We start from the raw sequence: 14,874 nt of genomic DNA on the forward strand, positions 1-14,874 counted from the left end.
CATGATAGATCTGTTAGTAGTGGGCGCGGGTCCGGCAGGCTTGAGTGCTGCCATTGAGGCTGCTGAACAAGGTTTACATGTTCTTGTCATTGATGAATTTCCCCGTGTTGGCGGCAGGCTGCTTGGCCAGCTTCATCAAGAGCCTGATGGAGAATGGTGGAACGGCATTTAAGAATCAGATAAGCTGCATAAACGCGCCATAACAGCTGGCATTGCGATCAAATGTGAAACATCCGTTTATGATATTGAAAAAAGCAAAGCTGGATGGCGTGTCCACACATCAAATGGAACCCTGAAGTCGAAGGCGCTGCTGCTTGCCACTGGAGCCAGTGAGGTGCCTATTCCGATACCGGGATGGACGCTTCCAGGAGTGATTTCGATTGGCGCCGCACAAGTGATGGGCAATGTTTACCGAGTGAAGCCCGGTCAATCGTGTGTAATTATTGGTGCAAATGTGTTGTCGATGGCGATTGCAAACGAGCTGAGGCTTTGCGGTGTAGACGTGAAAGAAATCTTGATCCCTAAACCAAGCCTAATTTCGAAGGAAGCAGGACAGCCAATTAGTGTTTTGAAATCGCTTATGAAATTAACTCATCTTGCACCAAACGCACTGCTAAGACAGCTAGGAAAAGCGGGGAGGATTTTTCCGCCGTCTCTTGTTGCGAAATGTTATCCGGCTAAGGGAATTAAGATGTTTGGTATCCCGATAAAAGTGAAAACAGCTGCCTTAGAAATATTAGGAGATAAGCAAGTAATCGGAGTGCGGACAACTAAAATTACCTCGTCTGGAGCGCCGATTCCTGAGACTGAAAAAATAGTTGAAGCAGATGTTGTTTGTATTGCAGGCGGGCTTACGCCAATGGCTGAACTAGCATCGATTGCAGGCTGCTCGTTTCAATACGTACCCGAATTGGGCGGACACATACCGGTGCACAGTGAGAAAATGCAAACAAACATTCCTGGTCTTTATGTAGCAGGAAACATTACTGGTGTTGAGAGTGCGAAAGTAGCCATGGCTCAAGGGAAAGTCGCAGGCTTAACCATTGCAGCTGAAATGAGTAATCGTACTAGTGAGATAGAGGATCTTATCAATCAGGCCATACATTTTGTAAGAAAGACAAGAGCTGAGGCGCTCATCCAATTTCAGCCGAATATCCCTAAGGCTCGTGAACACATGTACAAATGCTATAAAACAAACTAAAGGGTTTTTATGCACAGAGAGGTTCTAGGAGGGAATACAATTGAAGTTGTTACTTGTAGGAGCAAATGGAACGATTGGTTCAGCGGTATACAAAGAACTGAGCAATGATGTCGAGATCATTACAGCAAGCCGAACGAATTCAGATGTAGAGGTAGACATCACCTCTCCAGCGAGTATTTCCAAGATGTTTGAACAGGTAGGACAAGTCGATGCCGTCGCAAGCGCAGCAGGCGCTGCACACTTTGGTTATGTCAAAGAAATGACACCGGAACAAAATCAAATCGCAGTGAACAGCAAGCTGCTTGGGCAGATTAATCTGGTTCTGCTTGGGTTAAAGTATATACGTGATAATGGCAGTATCACTCTAACAACAGGCATTTTAATGGATGACCCTATTGTAAAAGCTGCTTCAGCAGCCATGGCAAACGGCGGCATTCGTGCTTTTGTTCAATCTGCGGCAATTGAAATGCCAAGAGGCATCCGCATTAACCATGTGAGTCCAAGCATGCTTGAAGACTCCATTGAGAAATACGGTCTGCTGTTCCAAGGATTTGAACCTGTCGCTTCGAAACGGGTAGGTTTAGCATTTAGAAAAAGCATTTTATGGGCTCAAACAGGGCAAAGCTATAACATTTACTAAATACAGACATTCTCTATGTTTTCCGCTGAAAAATGAATACCCATCCTCATCCGGATTCACTGACTGAACGAAGTTGAAAATTTTTCAGAATATTTAAATTATATAACTAGGTTCGATTTTGTTGAGCGTCTATACTAGAGAACGAACTCCTTGTGTGGTCCATTGATGGTAATTTGACAACTCATTATTTTAAAGAGTAACGGGCAAAGGGAAGAATGGGAGAAAGATAATAAGCATCTGTTAAGATGGATAAAGGGGCTAATACAGATGATACAACATGTTGTAGATTCTTTAAATAGCTATATATGGAGCTCGGCTTTGGTTATTTTTTTTCTGATAATCGGTATTTTTCACTCAGTGGCAACCCGTTTTCTGCAATTTAGGCATCTAAAGGATATGGTGATATTAACTTTTAAAGGAAAAGATTCAGAAGCGGGATTATCTCCATTTAAAGCACTATCAATGTCTTTGGGGAGCCGTGTTGGAACTGGTACGATTGCCGGGGTCGCATCAGCTATTGCTTTTGGAGGACCAGGCGCAGTTTTTTGGATTTGGATGATGGGGATACTTGGCGCTGTTACCTCATTTATTGAAATTACCCTTACTCAAGTCTATAAAAGTAAAATTAGAGGAGAGTATCGCGGAGGAGCCCCTTTTTATATTGACAAAGGGTTAAAGATGAGAAAACTCGCGATTTTATTTGCTGTTGTCACAATCATTGTTATGGCTGTATTATGGCCAACATTACAAGCAAATACAATTGCCTCGTCTGTTCACCAAGCATTTGGCATCTCTACTGCCATCACAGGCGGGTTGTTGGTTGTCATATTGGCAATCATTATTTTTGGGGGAGTCAAAAGATTGGGAAAGGTTGCTGAAACAGTGGTGCCTACAATGGCGATTAGTTATGTCCTATTATGTCTTGTAATAGTAGGGTTTAATCTAGAACATTTACCCGGTGTCATCATGTTAATCTTAAAAAGTGCGTTTGGTGCCGATTCAGTGTTTGGAGGGGTTGTAGGTTCTGCGATTACTTGGGGAGTGCAGCGCGGTACTTTTTCACATGCCGCCGGAATTGGCAGTGAGACCTTTGAAGCTGGAGCTGCTGAAGTATCACATCCTGCAAAACAAGGTTTAGTGCAAGCTTTTTCCGTCTATCTAACCACGTTAGTGATTTGCTCAGCGACGGCTTTTACCATACTGATAACGGGAATGTACAATGTGTCCCCTGATGGAGGAGCCTTCATCACGTCAAATTCTGTAGTTGGAAAAGACCCTTCTGCTTATCCTTCACTTGCTGTAGATTCAGTCATCCCTGGTTTTGGTGCAGCCTTCTTAGCGATTGCCCTGTTCTTCTTTGGTTTTACGACACTCATGTCATACTATTATAAAGCCGAAACTTGTTTAGCTTTTATTCATCAAAATCGAGAAACATCTTTTAAATGGATCTTGTATGCTTTAAAACTCATTTTGCTCGTTATGGTGTTTTACGGAAGTGTGCAAACGGGTGAAACCGCATGGGCACTCGGAGACCTTGGAATGGGAAGTATGGCATGGTTGAATTTAATAACCATCTTATTTATGACGAAAATTGCTTTACAAGTACTAAGAGATTATGAGGAGCAAAAAAAAGAGGGAAGAGATCCAGTATTTGATCCAAAAAAATTAGGGATAAAGAATGCACAGTTTTGGGAGAAAGAGTATCAAGTCATAGAAAAAGACGAAGAAGGAAGTAAGGTCAAGGAAGTGCTTTAATAGGTATACTCCTCTCCGGGTAAACGAATGACACCCAAGGAGATCTTCTAGTTTGTTGGCAAACTACAACCCAATCCTTATTTTATATATAAAACAGACGCCATAAAGATTTCTTATGGCGTCTGATGGATATGAGGTAAGGTGTGTTCTTAATAGCCACCAAAGAAAGATGTCCCAACGATGATTAATAGGATGAATAGAACTACAATTAATGAAAATGACCTCATAACATCACCTTCCTTAAAAGAGGATAGTACATGATATGCAGATAGAGCTTATTCGATAGTGATGCTAGTTTAATTGATGTAAAAATATTTTTAAGGCTGGACTGCTAACTGATCTTTATTAGTTATTGGATCATACTTATCATTTTGGAATGAATCCGTTTCAAAGTGATGTGTTGTTCTCGGCCAATCGCTGGTTAATCTTCCTGGTGCAATCGAGCTATATGAAGACATCCCTCTTTTATGAAAGTACACCCAAAACTTCTCTCTCTTGCAGACCCTTAATCATTTGACTTGCATATCGAGCGTAAGCATGCCTCATCTAAAAATAAAGTGCACCATCCGCCATTTATTTTAACATTTTTAAGACAGTGATGCACACCTTTTGCGTTGAGCAAATGGAATAGGTTCAGAAGGGGCAAGCTGCCCTTACTTCACCCAGATAAAAGACGGAGATAGACGGCATGTACCGAAGCTAACTGAAAGTTAAATTGAAATGAAAAAAGGGGCATGTTAAGCCCCCTTTAAGACTATCGAGAGCTTCTCAATAGCCTAACGCATTGTATGTTTAACATGTTTTAATTTTTGACAACGGATAAACTGACACTGTTGCCTGAGACTGTTACTTTAGCGAAGTCTTGTGTATCAATTACAGGTGTTATTGCTTTGTTGTCGATGGTGATGTTTGTAAAAGATGTTGAAAAATTTGATTTGATAGATTGGCGTGACCCTGTTGTTGCAACTGTAGCGAGCGCTTTCCATTTTGAGATGGAGCCGACATTTGTTTTGCTGATTTCTGAGATGAGACGGCCGTTGTATCCGGCATTGTTCGTGCCCCAGTATGTAGCGCGGGTATTGCCGTTAAGGTTTTTGTAGATGGTAAGTTGTACGGTGCTGCCGGGACGGAAGCCTTTCGTATTCGTGAATTGGCTTCCTCCTTCGAGGTACTGAACCTGATCCTGTCCTTTTGAACCAACTTTCATATATGGTTTCCATACATTATATTTATCACTGTACTGAAGCCCAATATCGGATTCTGTGCCTCCGCTAAAACCAGAGTAGATGTAGGCTGTCCCATTTGAAACCTGAGTGGAGCTAGGAAGCTGGATTTTCGTAACAAGAATGGCACCATTACTGTTCAAGTAAGCCCTCCCGCCGATTCCATCAGTTAGCTGTGATGCAGCTTCTGCGGTTTTTGGACTAATAATACCCGGTACATCTACTGCACATGTGCCAAAAAGCACGGTTGCCGTAAGCGCACCCGCAAGCAGACCTTTTTTCATCATCATTATTTCCCCCTATCATTATAATTAGAAAACGCTATCATCTTGTATTATAAAACATTATGAAAATAATTCCATAATAAACATGCACATAGATACAGAATTTACACATTATGACTTTGTGCATCTGGCAAACGGTCGATTCGCAATCGTGAAAAATCTCCTGTGAAGTGTAAATGTTACGATAACTTTTCAATCGAGACTTGTGTTTTATTGAAATACAAAAGCTATAGAGAGGGGGGAGAAATAAGAGGGGAAAGAGAGAAAACACTGTAATCAGATATGTGTGTATAACTCAATTGTTTGTTAGAAAAAAAGTGGGCTTTTTAAGCCCGCTTCTTAGTTCATGTTTCTCTTCAGGAGATTGTCTTTTTCATTTACATTCAATGTCCAACATGACTCCTTTGAGTTTCATCTAATATTTCAAACAATCTTTTGTACTTTGATATGACTACTTGGTCCACAATTTTATGGCCAGAATTGAAAAAGGTGATTGAGCCCGATCCTTTACCAAGCTGGTTACGATCTGCAAGAACTTTTTTCAACTGTTTTGCAGTACCGACACTGCCTGAAATAATATCAACTTTTATCCCAAACAGTTTTTCAAAACTGTTTTTGAAAAACGGAAAATGAGTGCATCCTAACACAATCGTTCCATATTGTTTCAGATCAAAAGAAGATAGTTCGTTCTCTAGATATTTAATGATCTTGTCTTCACCAAAATCAAAGTTCTCAGCAAATTCAACTAGTCCTGGAAGAGCTAAGCAATCAACAAGGTCATGGTGATCAATTTCTTTAACTAGATTATGAAATTTCTCTTCTTTAAGGGTCAAATTAGTAGCAACTACCAGAACTCTTTTTCTTTTCCTCTGTACATTTATTTATAGCAGGCTTTACAGCGGGTTCGATTCCGATTATCGGAAAGTCGAAATTTCTCCGAAGATCCTCTATCGCAATGCTAGTAGCTGTATTACACGCAATAACAAGAGCTTTGATATTTTGACTGGCCAGAAATTCAGCTGCATTGAAAATATATTCTTTAACTTTACCCTTTGATTTTTCACCGTATGGAACGTTTAACGTATCTGCATAAAAAATGTAATCTTCATAAGGAAGAACTTTTATGGCCTCATACAATACAGTCATGCCACCAATTCCAGAATCAAAAAATCCTATTTTCATCACTTCTCACGCTTTCTGTCTCATTCTTTTTTTATCATATGACTTTATATCATCTGAATCAAACGAAAAAGAACCATTTTACTATTCGAATTTAATATGGGAGTTATCGATTTTTCGTATAGGTAGCAAAACTTGAGAAGAGGAGATAAGATCGAAATGTTGGTGATGTATTGTGGTTGTGGTGAAATCATTAAGATCGCATCGTATCAATGGGATGATTGATAACCCGAATCAATTAGCTTTGAAAATGTAGGAGTATTGAGATTTCCAGAGTCAGGGGATGAAATTACGAAAAAAAAGCAAACTGCCTGTCGAAGTTTGCTTTTTGCTCTATCAATGAGGTGCGCCTATATTTTTATATCCTCTTGGCAAAGCTGATTTAAAAGCTGCTTAACCGAAATTTCCTCAGTCAATGACCGTATCCCTTGACCTGCCCATAAAGACATCTGATCATGGTTATTTTGAAGTGAAGCCTTCTGTCTCATTGCCTTCGTTAGTGTATTTTGATAAGGGTACGGAAGGGTTTGTGTCTCAAACTGTTCTTTTTCTTCCATCCATTTATTAACGATTCCTCTGGCCTCTTTACCTGAAAATAATGTCGTAAGCTTTGTATCTGCTTCGTTTGCTTCTAGTATTTTCTGTTTATGCACTGGATGTGCGTTACTCTCGTGACAAATTAAAAAGGCAGAACCGATTTGAACTCCTTGGGCTCCGAGGGTTAAAGCTGCTTTTACTCCTCTGTGGTCTATCATTCCCCCAGCAGCTATGACAGGTACGCTCAGTGCATCTGCTGCTTGTGGAATCAGAGCCATTAAACCTACGGCAGATTCACCTTTGGAAGGTAAAAATGCTCCGCGATGTCCACCGGCTTCACTTCCTTGAAGGACTACTATATCCATTCCCCGTTCTTCCATTAACAATGCTTCTTCTACTGTTGAAGCGGTTCCTATTAAACAGCATCCAGCGTTTTTTAGCTCCTTTACTGCGTCTTCAGGCGGCAGATCAAAAGTGAATGAGCAAGCCTTAACCTTGTATTTTAAAATTAGATCAATTTTTTGATAGAAGTCATCCCACTCTTCTTGTACAGATGTGAATTGATTTACTTGATTAGCTAACGGTATGTTTTCTTTCCACTTTTTAATCTGATCTTTTGGTGGCATCTCTAGACCTAGCGGAACAAACACATTAATTTGAAAAGGAGCGTCTGTCAGCTCAAACATTTCTTTTATTTGTTGTTCTAGGAGGTCTGGCGTAAGATACCCCGATGCTAAGCTGCCAAGAGCACCTTGATTCGAAACTGCAGATGCAAGTCGGGGCTTTGTAATACCGCCAGCCATTGGAGCTTGAATAATCGGTTTTGTTAAAGAAAACTTTTTCATAAATTCATTCATACCGAATCCCCCCGTTAAGACATGATTTTTGAAAAAAGTGTCATTTTAAAATTTACTCAAAAACTCGTATTCGTTTAAATATATCGTTTTCCTTCTTTTTGTCAATCTCTCATACCAGTTAACATGACGATAAAGCAGGGGGGATTAAAGTGCGTCAAAGATAGTGTCGTCCCATGGCGGCTCTACAAAAAACTGAATATTCATGTAGTCCGTCATAGTTGATATCTGATTTTGAGATGTCTTGCATCTTAATATTGAATGATATATAGAAGAACATCATGTAAAATAAAGCTTAGAAGAATACATCACATTCAAGAGTAAAAAAATCTATAAGACGTACAGATCAATATTCGGTTTTACAGTTAGATATTAAGGCTGAAACGGAGGAACATGTAATGCGAAGTGAGCAGGAAATGATGGACATTTTTTTGGACTTTGCTTTGAACGATGAGAGAATCCGATTGGTCACTTTGGAAGGGTCACGTACAAACAGAAATATCCCTCCTGACAACTTCCAAGATTATGACATCTCGTATTTTGTAACTGATGTAGATTCTTTTAAAGAAAATGATCAGTGGCTCGAAATCTTTGGGAAGCGCATTATGATGCAAAAACCAGAAGATATGGAGCTTTTTCCTCCCGAATTAGGTAATTGGTTTTCATACATCATTCTTTTTGAGGATGGGAACAAATTAGATCTAACCCTTATTCCAATTCGTGAAGCAGAAGATTATTTTGCTAATAACGATGGTTTGGTTAAGGTCTTGCTCGATAAGGGTTCGTTCATCAACTATAAAGTGACCCCAAATGATCGCCAATACTGGATGAAAAAGCCGACTGCAAGGGAATTTGATGATTGCTGTAATGAGTTCTGGATGGTTTCGACTTACGTAGTAAAAGGACTAGCAAGAAATGAAATCCTTTTTGCCATTGACCATTTAAATGAAATTGTACGTCCTAATTTATTGAGAATGATGGTCTGGCATATCGCATCTCAGAAAGGGTATTCATTTAGTATGGGGAAGAACTATAAATTTATGAAGCGGTACCTTTCAAATAAAGAATGGGAGGAACTCATGTCTACATATTCTGTGAATGGGTATCAGGAAATGTGGAAGTCTTTATTTACTTGCTATGCATTATTTAGAAAGTATTCAAAAGCTGTATCAGAAAGTCTTGCATATCAGTATCCTGATTACGATGAAGGCATCACTAAGTATACGGAAGGTATTTATTGCTCAGTAAAGTAATAAGAATATAGGATTGTTTTCATATGATATTTGATTCTCGCTGACAATGGAGACCAAGGAGTCACCATGTTTGTAAAAAGATGCGTAAATCGTTATGTTTAAGAATGTCTACGCATTTTACTATGATTATTCTTGTCCAAAATTTTTGTTCTTTTTAACGAAACGAGGCATTATAATTAACCTATAGGCACATTGAAAAAACAAAAGAATAAAAAGGAGGATTTTTGTGTTTCAAACCTTAGACCATTTTTTGAAATCTTGGGAGTTCGAAGCAGATGCTACACAGAAACTATTAAATAGTCTGACTGATGAATCACTTAATCAAGAAATAACTTCACAAAATTGGACTCTAGGCCGTATTGCCTGGCACACTGTTGCTGCCATTCGCATCATTACCTCAAACACAGACTTAACGTTCCATGCCCCAGCTGAAGATTATCCTGTTCCAACTTCGGCTCAGTTTATAGCTGACAGCTATCATCAAGCCAGTAATGCATTTGTACAGGCATTAAAAACCCAATGGACTGACCATACACTTCAAGAACGTATCAACTTTATCGGACAACAATTGCCTAACGGTTCACTTTTGATGTTTTTAATTCAACATCAAAACCACCATCGGGGACAAATGACTGTTCTTATGAGACAAGCAGGTTTAACTGTTCCAGGTATTTATGGTCCAGCAAAAGAAGAATGGGCAAAATTTGGTTTGGAAGCCCCGAAAATGTAATCAACCTTTTTATAAAAAAGTTACGCTATGACAACATATAAGAAGATGTTTTGATCTATCTTTTTTCAAAACATGTTCTTTTTTTGTTCGTTTACCAATGATAAGAACATATTCGAATCATTTTTACTCCAAACCACTTCAAATGACAACGTTCTTCCGCTTTATTGTTGGCCTATTCCCAACGATGTAAGTATAATTTTTAATGCTGTCAAATCTTCGATACACATATCTATAGATTCCTCTCTAACAAAACCCCCACTTTTTTCTGCCATCACTCGAGGTGGGTAAGGCATTTCATTTTTCAACCGCCATTCGACTACTCCTACGTATGCATTTGTAACAAATTCAGCAACGATCGATGGTTCAGAAATTCCAATGAAACATTCAGGTGTTGCTCAATTTGGAATAGAAGCAGCTGCGCCAAAAGGAAGCCTATTGGAAGAGTCTAGCTAAGTTGCAACAAATGGATATAAGAGAGGAACGTCTTCTCAAAAGGGAAGGCAATTTATTTACTGTAATTCATACAATGAGTAAAGCCTCCCAGGTATAATCTTTACTTCGTTCGACAAATTCTGCAAATTGTAGACAACTTCCTGATTATTTGGATAATTAACTGGATAGGAGGGGAAAAGTTGTCATATTTCATTATACTTATCATCGTTCTATTATTGGAGCATTGGTAACAGCAGCAGTCGGTATCATCTCTTCAAAAGTAGAGGTAATCTCGCCGAAAACTACAATAGAATCTAAAGAGGAAGAACAGAAAAGTTTTTATACGCTGAAATAAAGCAGAGAAAGAGCATCTCCTGCGGGGGTGTTTTTTATAGAGGAGTTGGAAAAACTGAATCAGACTAATTTACTTTTAAGATTCACCCTTGAAATTGCTGCACTAATCTCCTTAGGGGTGTTTGCTTGGATAAGCTTTAATGGTTATTTTAAATATGTTTTAACTTGGGTTTTACCTATTGCAGTTATGATTGTCTGGTCTGTATTTGCAGTACCTAATGATCCTAGTCGAAGTGGACAAACTGTAATAGCTGTAAACGGGGTAACAAGGCTAGTTATTGAATTATTGATCTTTGCACTGGCTGTTGCAGCGCTTTATTTTAGTCATTTAAAACCAGTTGGTATTGTCTTTTTATGTCTAATAATACTCCACTACATCTTTTCAGCTGAGCGTATCAAATGGCTTCTAAATCAATAGTTTTTCATTTCGGCACTCGTTATTAGAGTGCTTTTTATCATTCTCTGTAGAGCCAGTGATTCTCAGATTAGATTATTGAAGGTTAACGGCTTGGGCACAGTTGCAGTTTAGAACGCATTTTTCAATAAAGAAGGCGCTCATTCGAAATTCATCATTAAACAATTGTACAAAAGTAAAATTTGTATTTAGAATGTAGTAATAAATAGAAATTCTACGTAGGAGGGTATCTTGTGGAAGAAAAGAAAAAAGCTTTAATCATTGTGGATGTACAAAAAGCCTTCGATGATAAAAAATGGGGGGAACGGAATAACGTAAAGGCGGAAGAAAATATTAGTAAAATACTAAAATTATGGAGAGAAAAAGGATGGACAGTCATATACATACAACACACTTCTGATAAACCTCATTCTTTATTCCATCCAAAGAATGAAGGGTTTGCGATAAAGGAAATAGTTAAGCCTATGGATGAAGAAGTCATTATAACCAAGACAGTAAATAGCAGCTTTATTGGTACGAATTTAGAAGAATTCTTAAAATTAAATGAAATAAACACTGTAGTCATAACTGGTTTAACCACGCCTCACTGTGTATCAACCACCACAAGAATGAGTGCTAATTTAGGGTTTGATACATACCTGATTTCAGATGCAACAGCAGCCTTCGGAATGAGAGACCAAAATGATACATATTATGATGCGGCGACTATTCATAATATATCTCTAGCTACATTGCATGATGAATTTGCCAAAATATTGACAACTGATCAATTAATAAATGATTTTATAAAAACTCACTGATGAAAAACATTTTGGCACAGTAAAACGGCAGGCGCCTTTCCTATAGGAAGGGCGCTTTAATTCGATTTCCTGCTTTACTTGCTCAGAGGAGATGTATCAATGTTTCTTTATCGAATGAAGCAAAGTGGTAAAGCTATTCCATGAATCTTTCAATCAATATCCTTTTATGGATTTACTCGTAAAACGCGAAAAAAAGATCATTCATTTATTTTTGAAATGCATAAAGTACTGACAAGAGCATATTTTAAAAAGCATTTCTTTTTTGTTGACATTCAGAATGGTGAAATGGTTGTTGCCGCTCTATTAAAACATCGCCCGACATTAACTTGATCGATTATATAGCAGCAGGGGGGATAACATTAATCAAAATGGGGGGATTTTCAGTATTGAACATGTTGGCGGTGACTAATGAGACTGAAAAATCTTCCAAATCCTTAAAAGAGCCAGCATGGTATTTAGAAGTATTAGGAGTTTCGCCATTTTATCAGGGAAAGAGTTTGGGCAGCAAAATAATTAATGACTGTCTCATACCTTTTATTTCAAAATGCGGGGCGGCATCTTGGCCCTTATCACGAATGCTGATCTCAATAGATCATTTTACAAATCGTATTGATTTTATATTTAAAGATTATCTTAACCTTTCATAAAGATGGAGGTCGAATGAATGTCTTCAAAAGAAAAAAATAGTGTAACCATTTTGACGGAAAGTCAATTGTCTTCGAGAGCATTTAAAGATGAAGCGTATGAATTTTATAAAGAATTGCGAAAATCACAGCCTCTCTACCCATTATCTTTAGGAGCTCTGGGGAAAGGCTGGCTCATATCGAGATATGATGATGCAATACATTTATTAAAGAATGAAAAATTAAAGAAAAACTATGAAAATGTATTTACCGCAAAAGAAAAACGTCCTGCTCTATTGAAGAATGAAGAGTCTTTAACAAAACATATGCTTAATTCAGATCCCCCTGATCACAACCGCTTGCGAACTCTTGTTCAAAAAGCATTTACGCATCGGATGATTTTGCAGTTGGAAGACAAAATCCAGCATATCGCAGATTCTTTATTGGATAAAGTACAGCCCAACAAATTCATGAACCTAGTAGACGATTATGCGTTTCCATTGCCGATTATCGTGATAAGTGAAATGCTCGGCATTCCCTTGGAAGATCGTCAAAAATTCAGAGTGTGGTCGCAAGCAATTATTGATTTTTCAGATGCCCCTGAAAGACTACAGGAGAATGACCACTTGTTAGGGGAGTTTGTTGAATATCTGGAATCCTTAGTTCGCAAAAAAAGGAGAGAACCTGCAGGAGATTTAATCAGTGCATTAATTCAAGCGGAAAGTGAAGGCACACAATTAAGTACAGAAGAATTGTACTCGATGATTATGCTGCTTATCGTTGCAGGTCATGAAACAACCGTAAACTTAATCACCAATATGACATATGCTCTGATGTGTCACGGTGATCAATTTGAAAAGCTCCGCCAGCAGCCAGACTTGATGAATTCAGCCATAGAAGAAGCATTGCGGTTTCACAGCCCTGTTGAGCTAACGACAATTCGCTGGACGGCTGAACCTTTTATACTGCATGGGCAGGAGATTAAACGGAAAGATGTGATCATCATTTCTTTAGCATCAGCAAACCGTGATGAAAAGATATTTCCAAATGCCGACATATTTGATATTGAAAGAAAGAACAACCGCCATATTGCTTTTGGCCATGGCAATCATTTTTGCCTTGGTGCACAGCTAGCCCGCTTAGAAGCAAAGATTGCGATTTCCACCTTATTACGCCGCTGTCCAAATATACAGTTAAAAGGCGAAAAGAAACAAATGAAATGGAAAGGGAATTTTCTGATGAGAGCACTCGAAGAACTGCCGATTAGTTTTTAATTTTTTGGGGATATGTGATTTTCAAACATATCTTGTTTTACTCCTCAATTAGATTAAACGATAGTAAAAGCTGTAACATAAAAATTTGATATGATAGCTTTTTAAAAACAAAGTTTAGCATTATTTATGCCTACCGGGCATGAAGATGTCTTGCAAACACCAATAGTTTCATCCTATCGGTGTTTTTTATTTGTTTTCAGCCTCATTTGGACAAACAGCTGTTACATAGTAAACGTTTGTTAAGATAAAATAATGGAGGGCATAGTTTCTAATGAGAAAAATAATGATAGATGGAAAAGACTTTGAAAATATAGAAGTTTTACATGATGTTTTAAAAGATAAATCTTTATGGGATTGCCTGACAGGGTGGGTGGATTTGCCGCTCACTTTAGTCTTGAAAAATTTTGAGTTCATACATTTTTAGGTTCATACGCTGACGATGTATTAGAAGTTTTACAAGAGGCTCAAGAGGAACTAAAGGACGAATTTAAAATAATAATAGAGTAGACTTTCTGTTTTGCGAATTTTAACAATTTTCGTTCGCGGAAAAAGGCAATGGGCACCGCAAATTCAATTTTCGGTGAGACCGCAATAACTTTTTGGCTTCTGATAAGTTTCTTATGATGTTGGTATCAAGTCACACAAGTACATAACTCTCCCATGACTTCTTTCTGATGTAAGTTAATTTCATTATGAGTTAATCACGGGGATAATTTTATTCTGTGAATAATATTTTAAAGGGATTTAAATTTAAATAATATTTGATTATCGAATAAAAATTCGTTACTATTTAAATTGGATGAAATATAATTCTGTCAAGGGTATTGGGGGTTGTGAAATGGGTATTATGCTTGACGAAACTGATAAGGCCATCTTAAGAGAATTGCAGGAAGATGCTTCAATATCAAATTTAAATTTATCTAAGAAAATTGGGCTTTCACCATCAGCTTGCCTTGCAAGAACAAAGAACCTAGTAGAAGCAGGTATAATTAAAAAGTTTACGACTATTGTTGATGAGAAAAAACTTGGAATCGAAGTCACAGCACTAGCTCTCATCAACTTATCACCCTTAAATAGGGAGACAATTCATTCATTTTTAGAGGATATAAACAAATTCCCACAGGTTCAAGAATGCTACACACTTACAGGAAGCCATGACTATATGCTTAAGATTGTGGCGAAGGACATGGAGAGTTATCGGAATTTTATCATTGATTCATTAATGCAGAACCCTGCTATTAGTGGAGTTGACACAAGCATAGTCATGAGTACAGAAAAAAGAACTGTCAGTGTGCCAATTGATGAAATGTAGGAGGTTGT

The 14,874-nt window shown here is 38.1% G+C and carries 12 protein-coding genes and 5 pseudogenes; 12 read left to right on the plus strand and 5 right to left on the minus strand.

The window, feature by feature from the left end; genetic code table 11:
• Position 1: 1 nt before the first annotated feature.
• The 3 genes and pseudogenes from SB658_RS02255 (at position 2) to SB658_RS02265 (ending at position 3,596) form a co-directional block, all read left to right on the plus strand.
• Positions 2–1,201, plus strand: a pseudogene (locus SB658_RS02255) (NAD(P)/FAD-dependent oxidoreductase).
• Between the two features lie 40 nt (positions 1,202–1,241).
• Entirely contained in the window at positions 1,242–1,841 is a 600-nt protein-coding gene (locus tag SB658_RS02260) for a short chain dehydrogenase (protein WP_144500691.1), read from the plus strand.
• A gap of 270 nt (positions 1,842–2,111) precedes the next feature.
• Positions 2,112–3,596: an alanine/glycine:cation symporter family protein gene (locus tag SB658_RS02265; RefSeq protein WP_249852811.1), complete on the plus strand. Its 1,485-nt coding sequence runs from the start codon at positions 2,112–2,114 to the stop codon at positions 3,594–3,596.
• A gap of 149 nt (positions 3,597–3,745) precedes the next feature.
• Here SB658_RS02265 and SB658_RS02270 read toward each other — a convergent pair whose 3' ends face one another.
• The 4 genes and pseudogenes from SB658_RS02270 to SB658_RS02285 all read right to left on the minus strand — a co-directional run bounded on the left by SB658_RS02270 (position 3,746) and on the right by SB658_RS02285 (position 7,676).
• Positions 3,746–3,823, minus strand: coding sequence for a YjcZ family sporulation protein (locus SB658_RS02270; RefSeq protein ID WP_089172745.1), 78 nt, complete (start codon positions 3,821–3,823; stop codon positions 3,746–3,748).
• Between the two features lie 575 nt (positions 3,824–4,398).
• Positions 4,399–5,106 carry a YrpD family protein gene (locus SB658_RS02275; protein ID WP_032726255.1) on the minus strand — a complete coding sequence of 236 codons (708 nt, stop codon included), beginning with the start codon at positions 5,104–5,106 and terminating at the stop codon, positions 4,399–4,401.
• Between the two features lie 380 nt (positions 5,107–5,486).
• Positions 5,487–6,285: pseudogene (gene murI, locus SB658_RS02280) on the minus strand (glutamate racemase).
• 347 nt (positions 6,286–6,632) lie between these two features.
• Positions 6,633–7,676: a nitronate monooxygenase gene (locus SB658_RS02285; RefSeq protein ID WP_069703845.1), complete on the minus strand. Its 1,044-nt coding sequence runs from the start codon at positions 7,674–7,676 to the stop codon at positions 6,633–6,635.
• 395 nt (positions 7,677–8,071) lie between these two features.
• On the opposite strand from SB658_RS02285, the gene aadK reads away from it, so the two are divergent.
• Together aadK and SB658_RS02295 are read left to right on the plus strand one after the other, a co-directional pair.
• Complete coding sequence (gene aadK / locus SB658_RS02290) at positions 8,072–8,926, plus strand: aminoglycoside 6-adenylyltransferase AadK (RefSeq protein ID WP_069703846.1); 855 nt, start codon at positions 8,072–8,074, stop codon at positions 8,924–8,926.
• A gap of 226 nt (positions 8,927–9,152) precedes the next feature.
• Positions 9,153–9,656 carry a DinB family protein gene (locus SB658_RS02295; RefSeq protein ID WP_038427809.1) on the plus strand — a complete coding sequence of 168 codons (504 nt, stop codon included), beginning with the start codon at positions 9,153–9,155 and terminating at the stop codon, positions 9,654–9,656.
• A 229-nt stretch (positions 9,657–9,885) separates the two neighbouring features.
• Here SB658_RS02295 and SB658_RS02300 read toward each other — a convergent pair.
• Positions 9,886–10,003, minus strand: a pseudogene (locus SB658_RS02300) (TetR-like C-terminal domain-containing protein); the annotation flags it as partial.
• 13 nt (positions 10,004–10,016) lie between these two features.
• Here SB658_RS02300 and SB658_RS02305 point away from each other — a divergent pair.
• The 7 genes and pseudogenes from SB658_RS02305 to azlB form a co-directional block, all read left to right on the plus strand.
• Positions 10,017–10,152, plus strand: a pseudogene (locus SB658_RS02305) (sigma-70 family RNA polymerase sigma factor); the annotation flags it as partial.
• 336 nt (positions 10,153–10,488) lie between these two features.
• Positions 10,489–10,860, plus strand: coding sequence for a YrdB family protein (locus SB658_RS02310; protein WP_072692745.1), 372 nt, complete (start codon positions 10,489–10,491; stop codon positions 10,858–10,860).
• Positions 10,861–11,090: 230 nt separating this feature from the next.
• Positions 11,091–11,657 carry a cysteine hydrolase family protein gene (locus tag SB658_RS02315; RefSeq protein ID WP_038427808.1) on the plus strand — a complete coding sequence of 189 codons (567 nt, stop codon included), beginning with the start codon at positions 11,091–11,093 and terminating at the stop codon, positions 11,655–11,657.
• Positions 11,658–12,043: 386 nt separating this feature from the next.
• Positions 12,044–12,304, plus strand: coding sequence for a hypothetical protein (locus tag SB658_RS02320; RefSeq protein ID WP_249678483.1), 261 nt, complete (start codon positions 12,044–12,046; stop codon positions 12,302–12,304).
• A 17-nt stretch (positions 12,305–12,321) separates the two neighbouring features.
• Positions 12,322–13,554: a cytochrome P450 family protein gene (locus SB658_RS02325; RefSeq protein WP_144500693.1), complete on the plus strand. Its 1,233-nt coding sequence runs from the start codon at positions 12,322–12,324 to the stop codon at positions 13,552–13,554.
• A 271-nt stretch (positions 13,555–13,825) separates the two neighbouring features.
• Positions 13,826–14,061: pseudogene (locus SB658_RS02330) on the plus strand (barstar family protein).
• 331 nt (positions 14,062–14,392) lie between these two features.
• Positions 14,393–14,866, plus strand: coding sequence for an azlBCD operon transcriptional regulator AzlB (azlB, locus tag SB658_RS02335; protein WP_015251617.1), 474 nt, complete (start codon positions 14,393–14,395; stop codon positions 14,864–14,866).
• The last annotated feature ends 8 nt before the right edge of the window (positions 14,867–14,874 follow it).

Origin of the sequence: Bacillus sp. SIMBA_008, assembly GCF_046535495.1 — a bacterium.
GTDB lineage: Bacteria > Bacillota > Bacilli > Bacillales > Bacillaceae > Bacillus > Bacillus subtilis.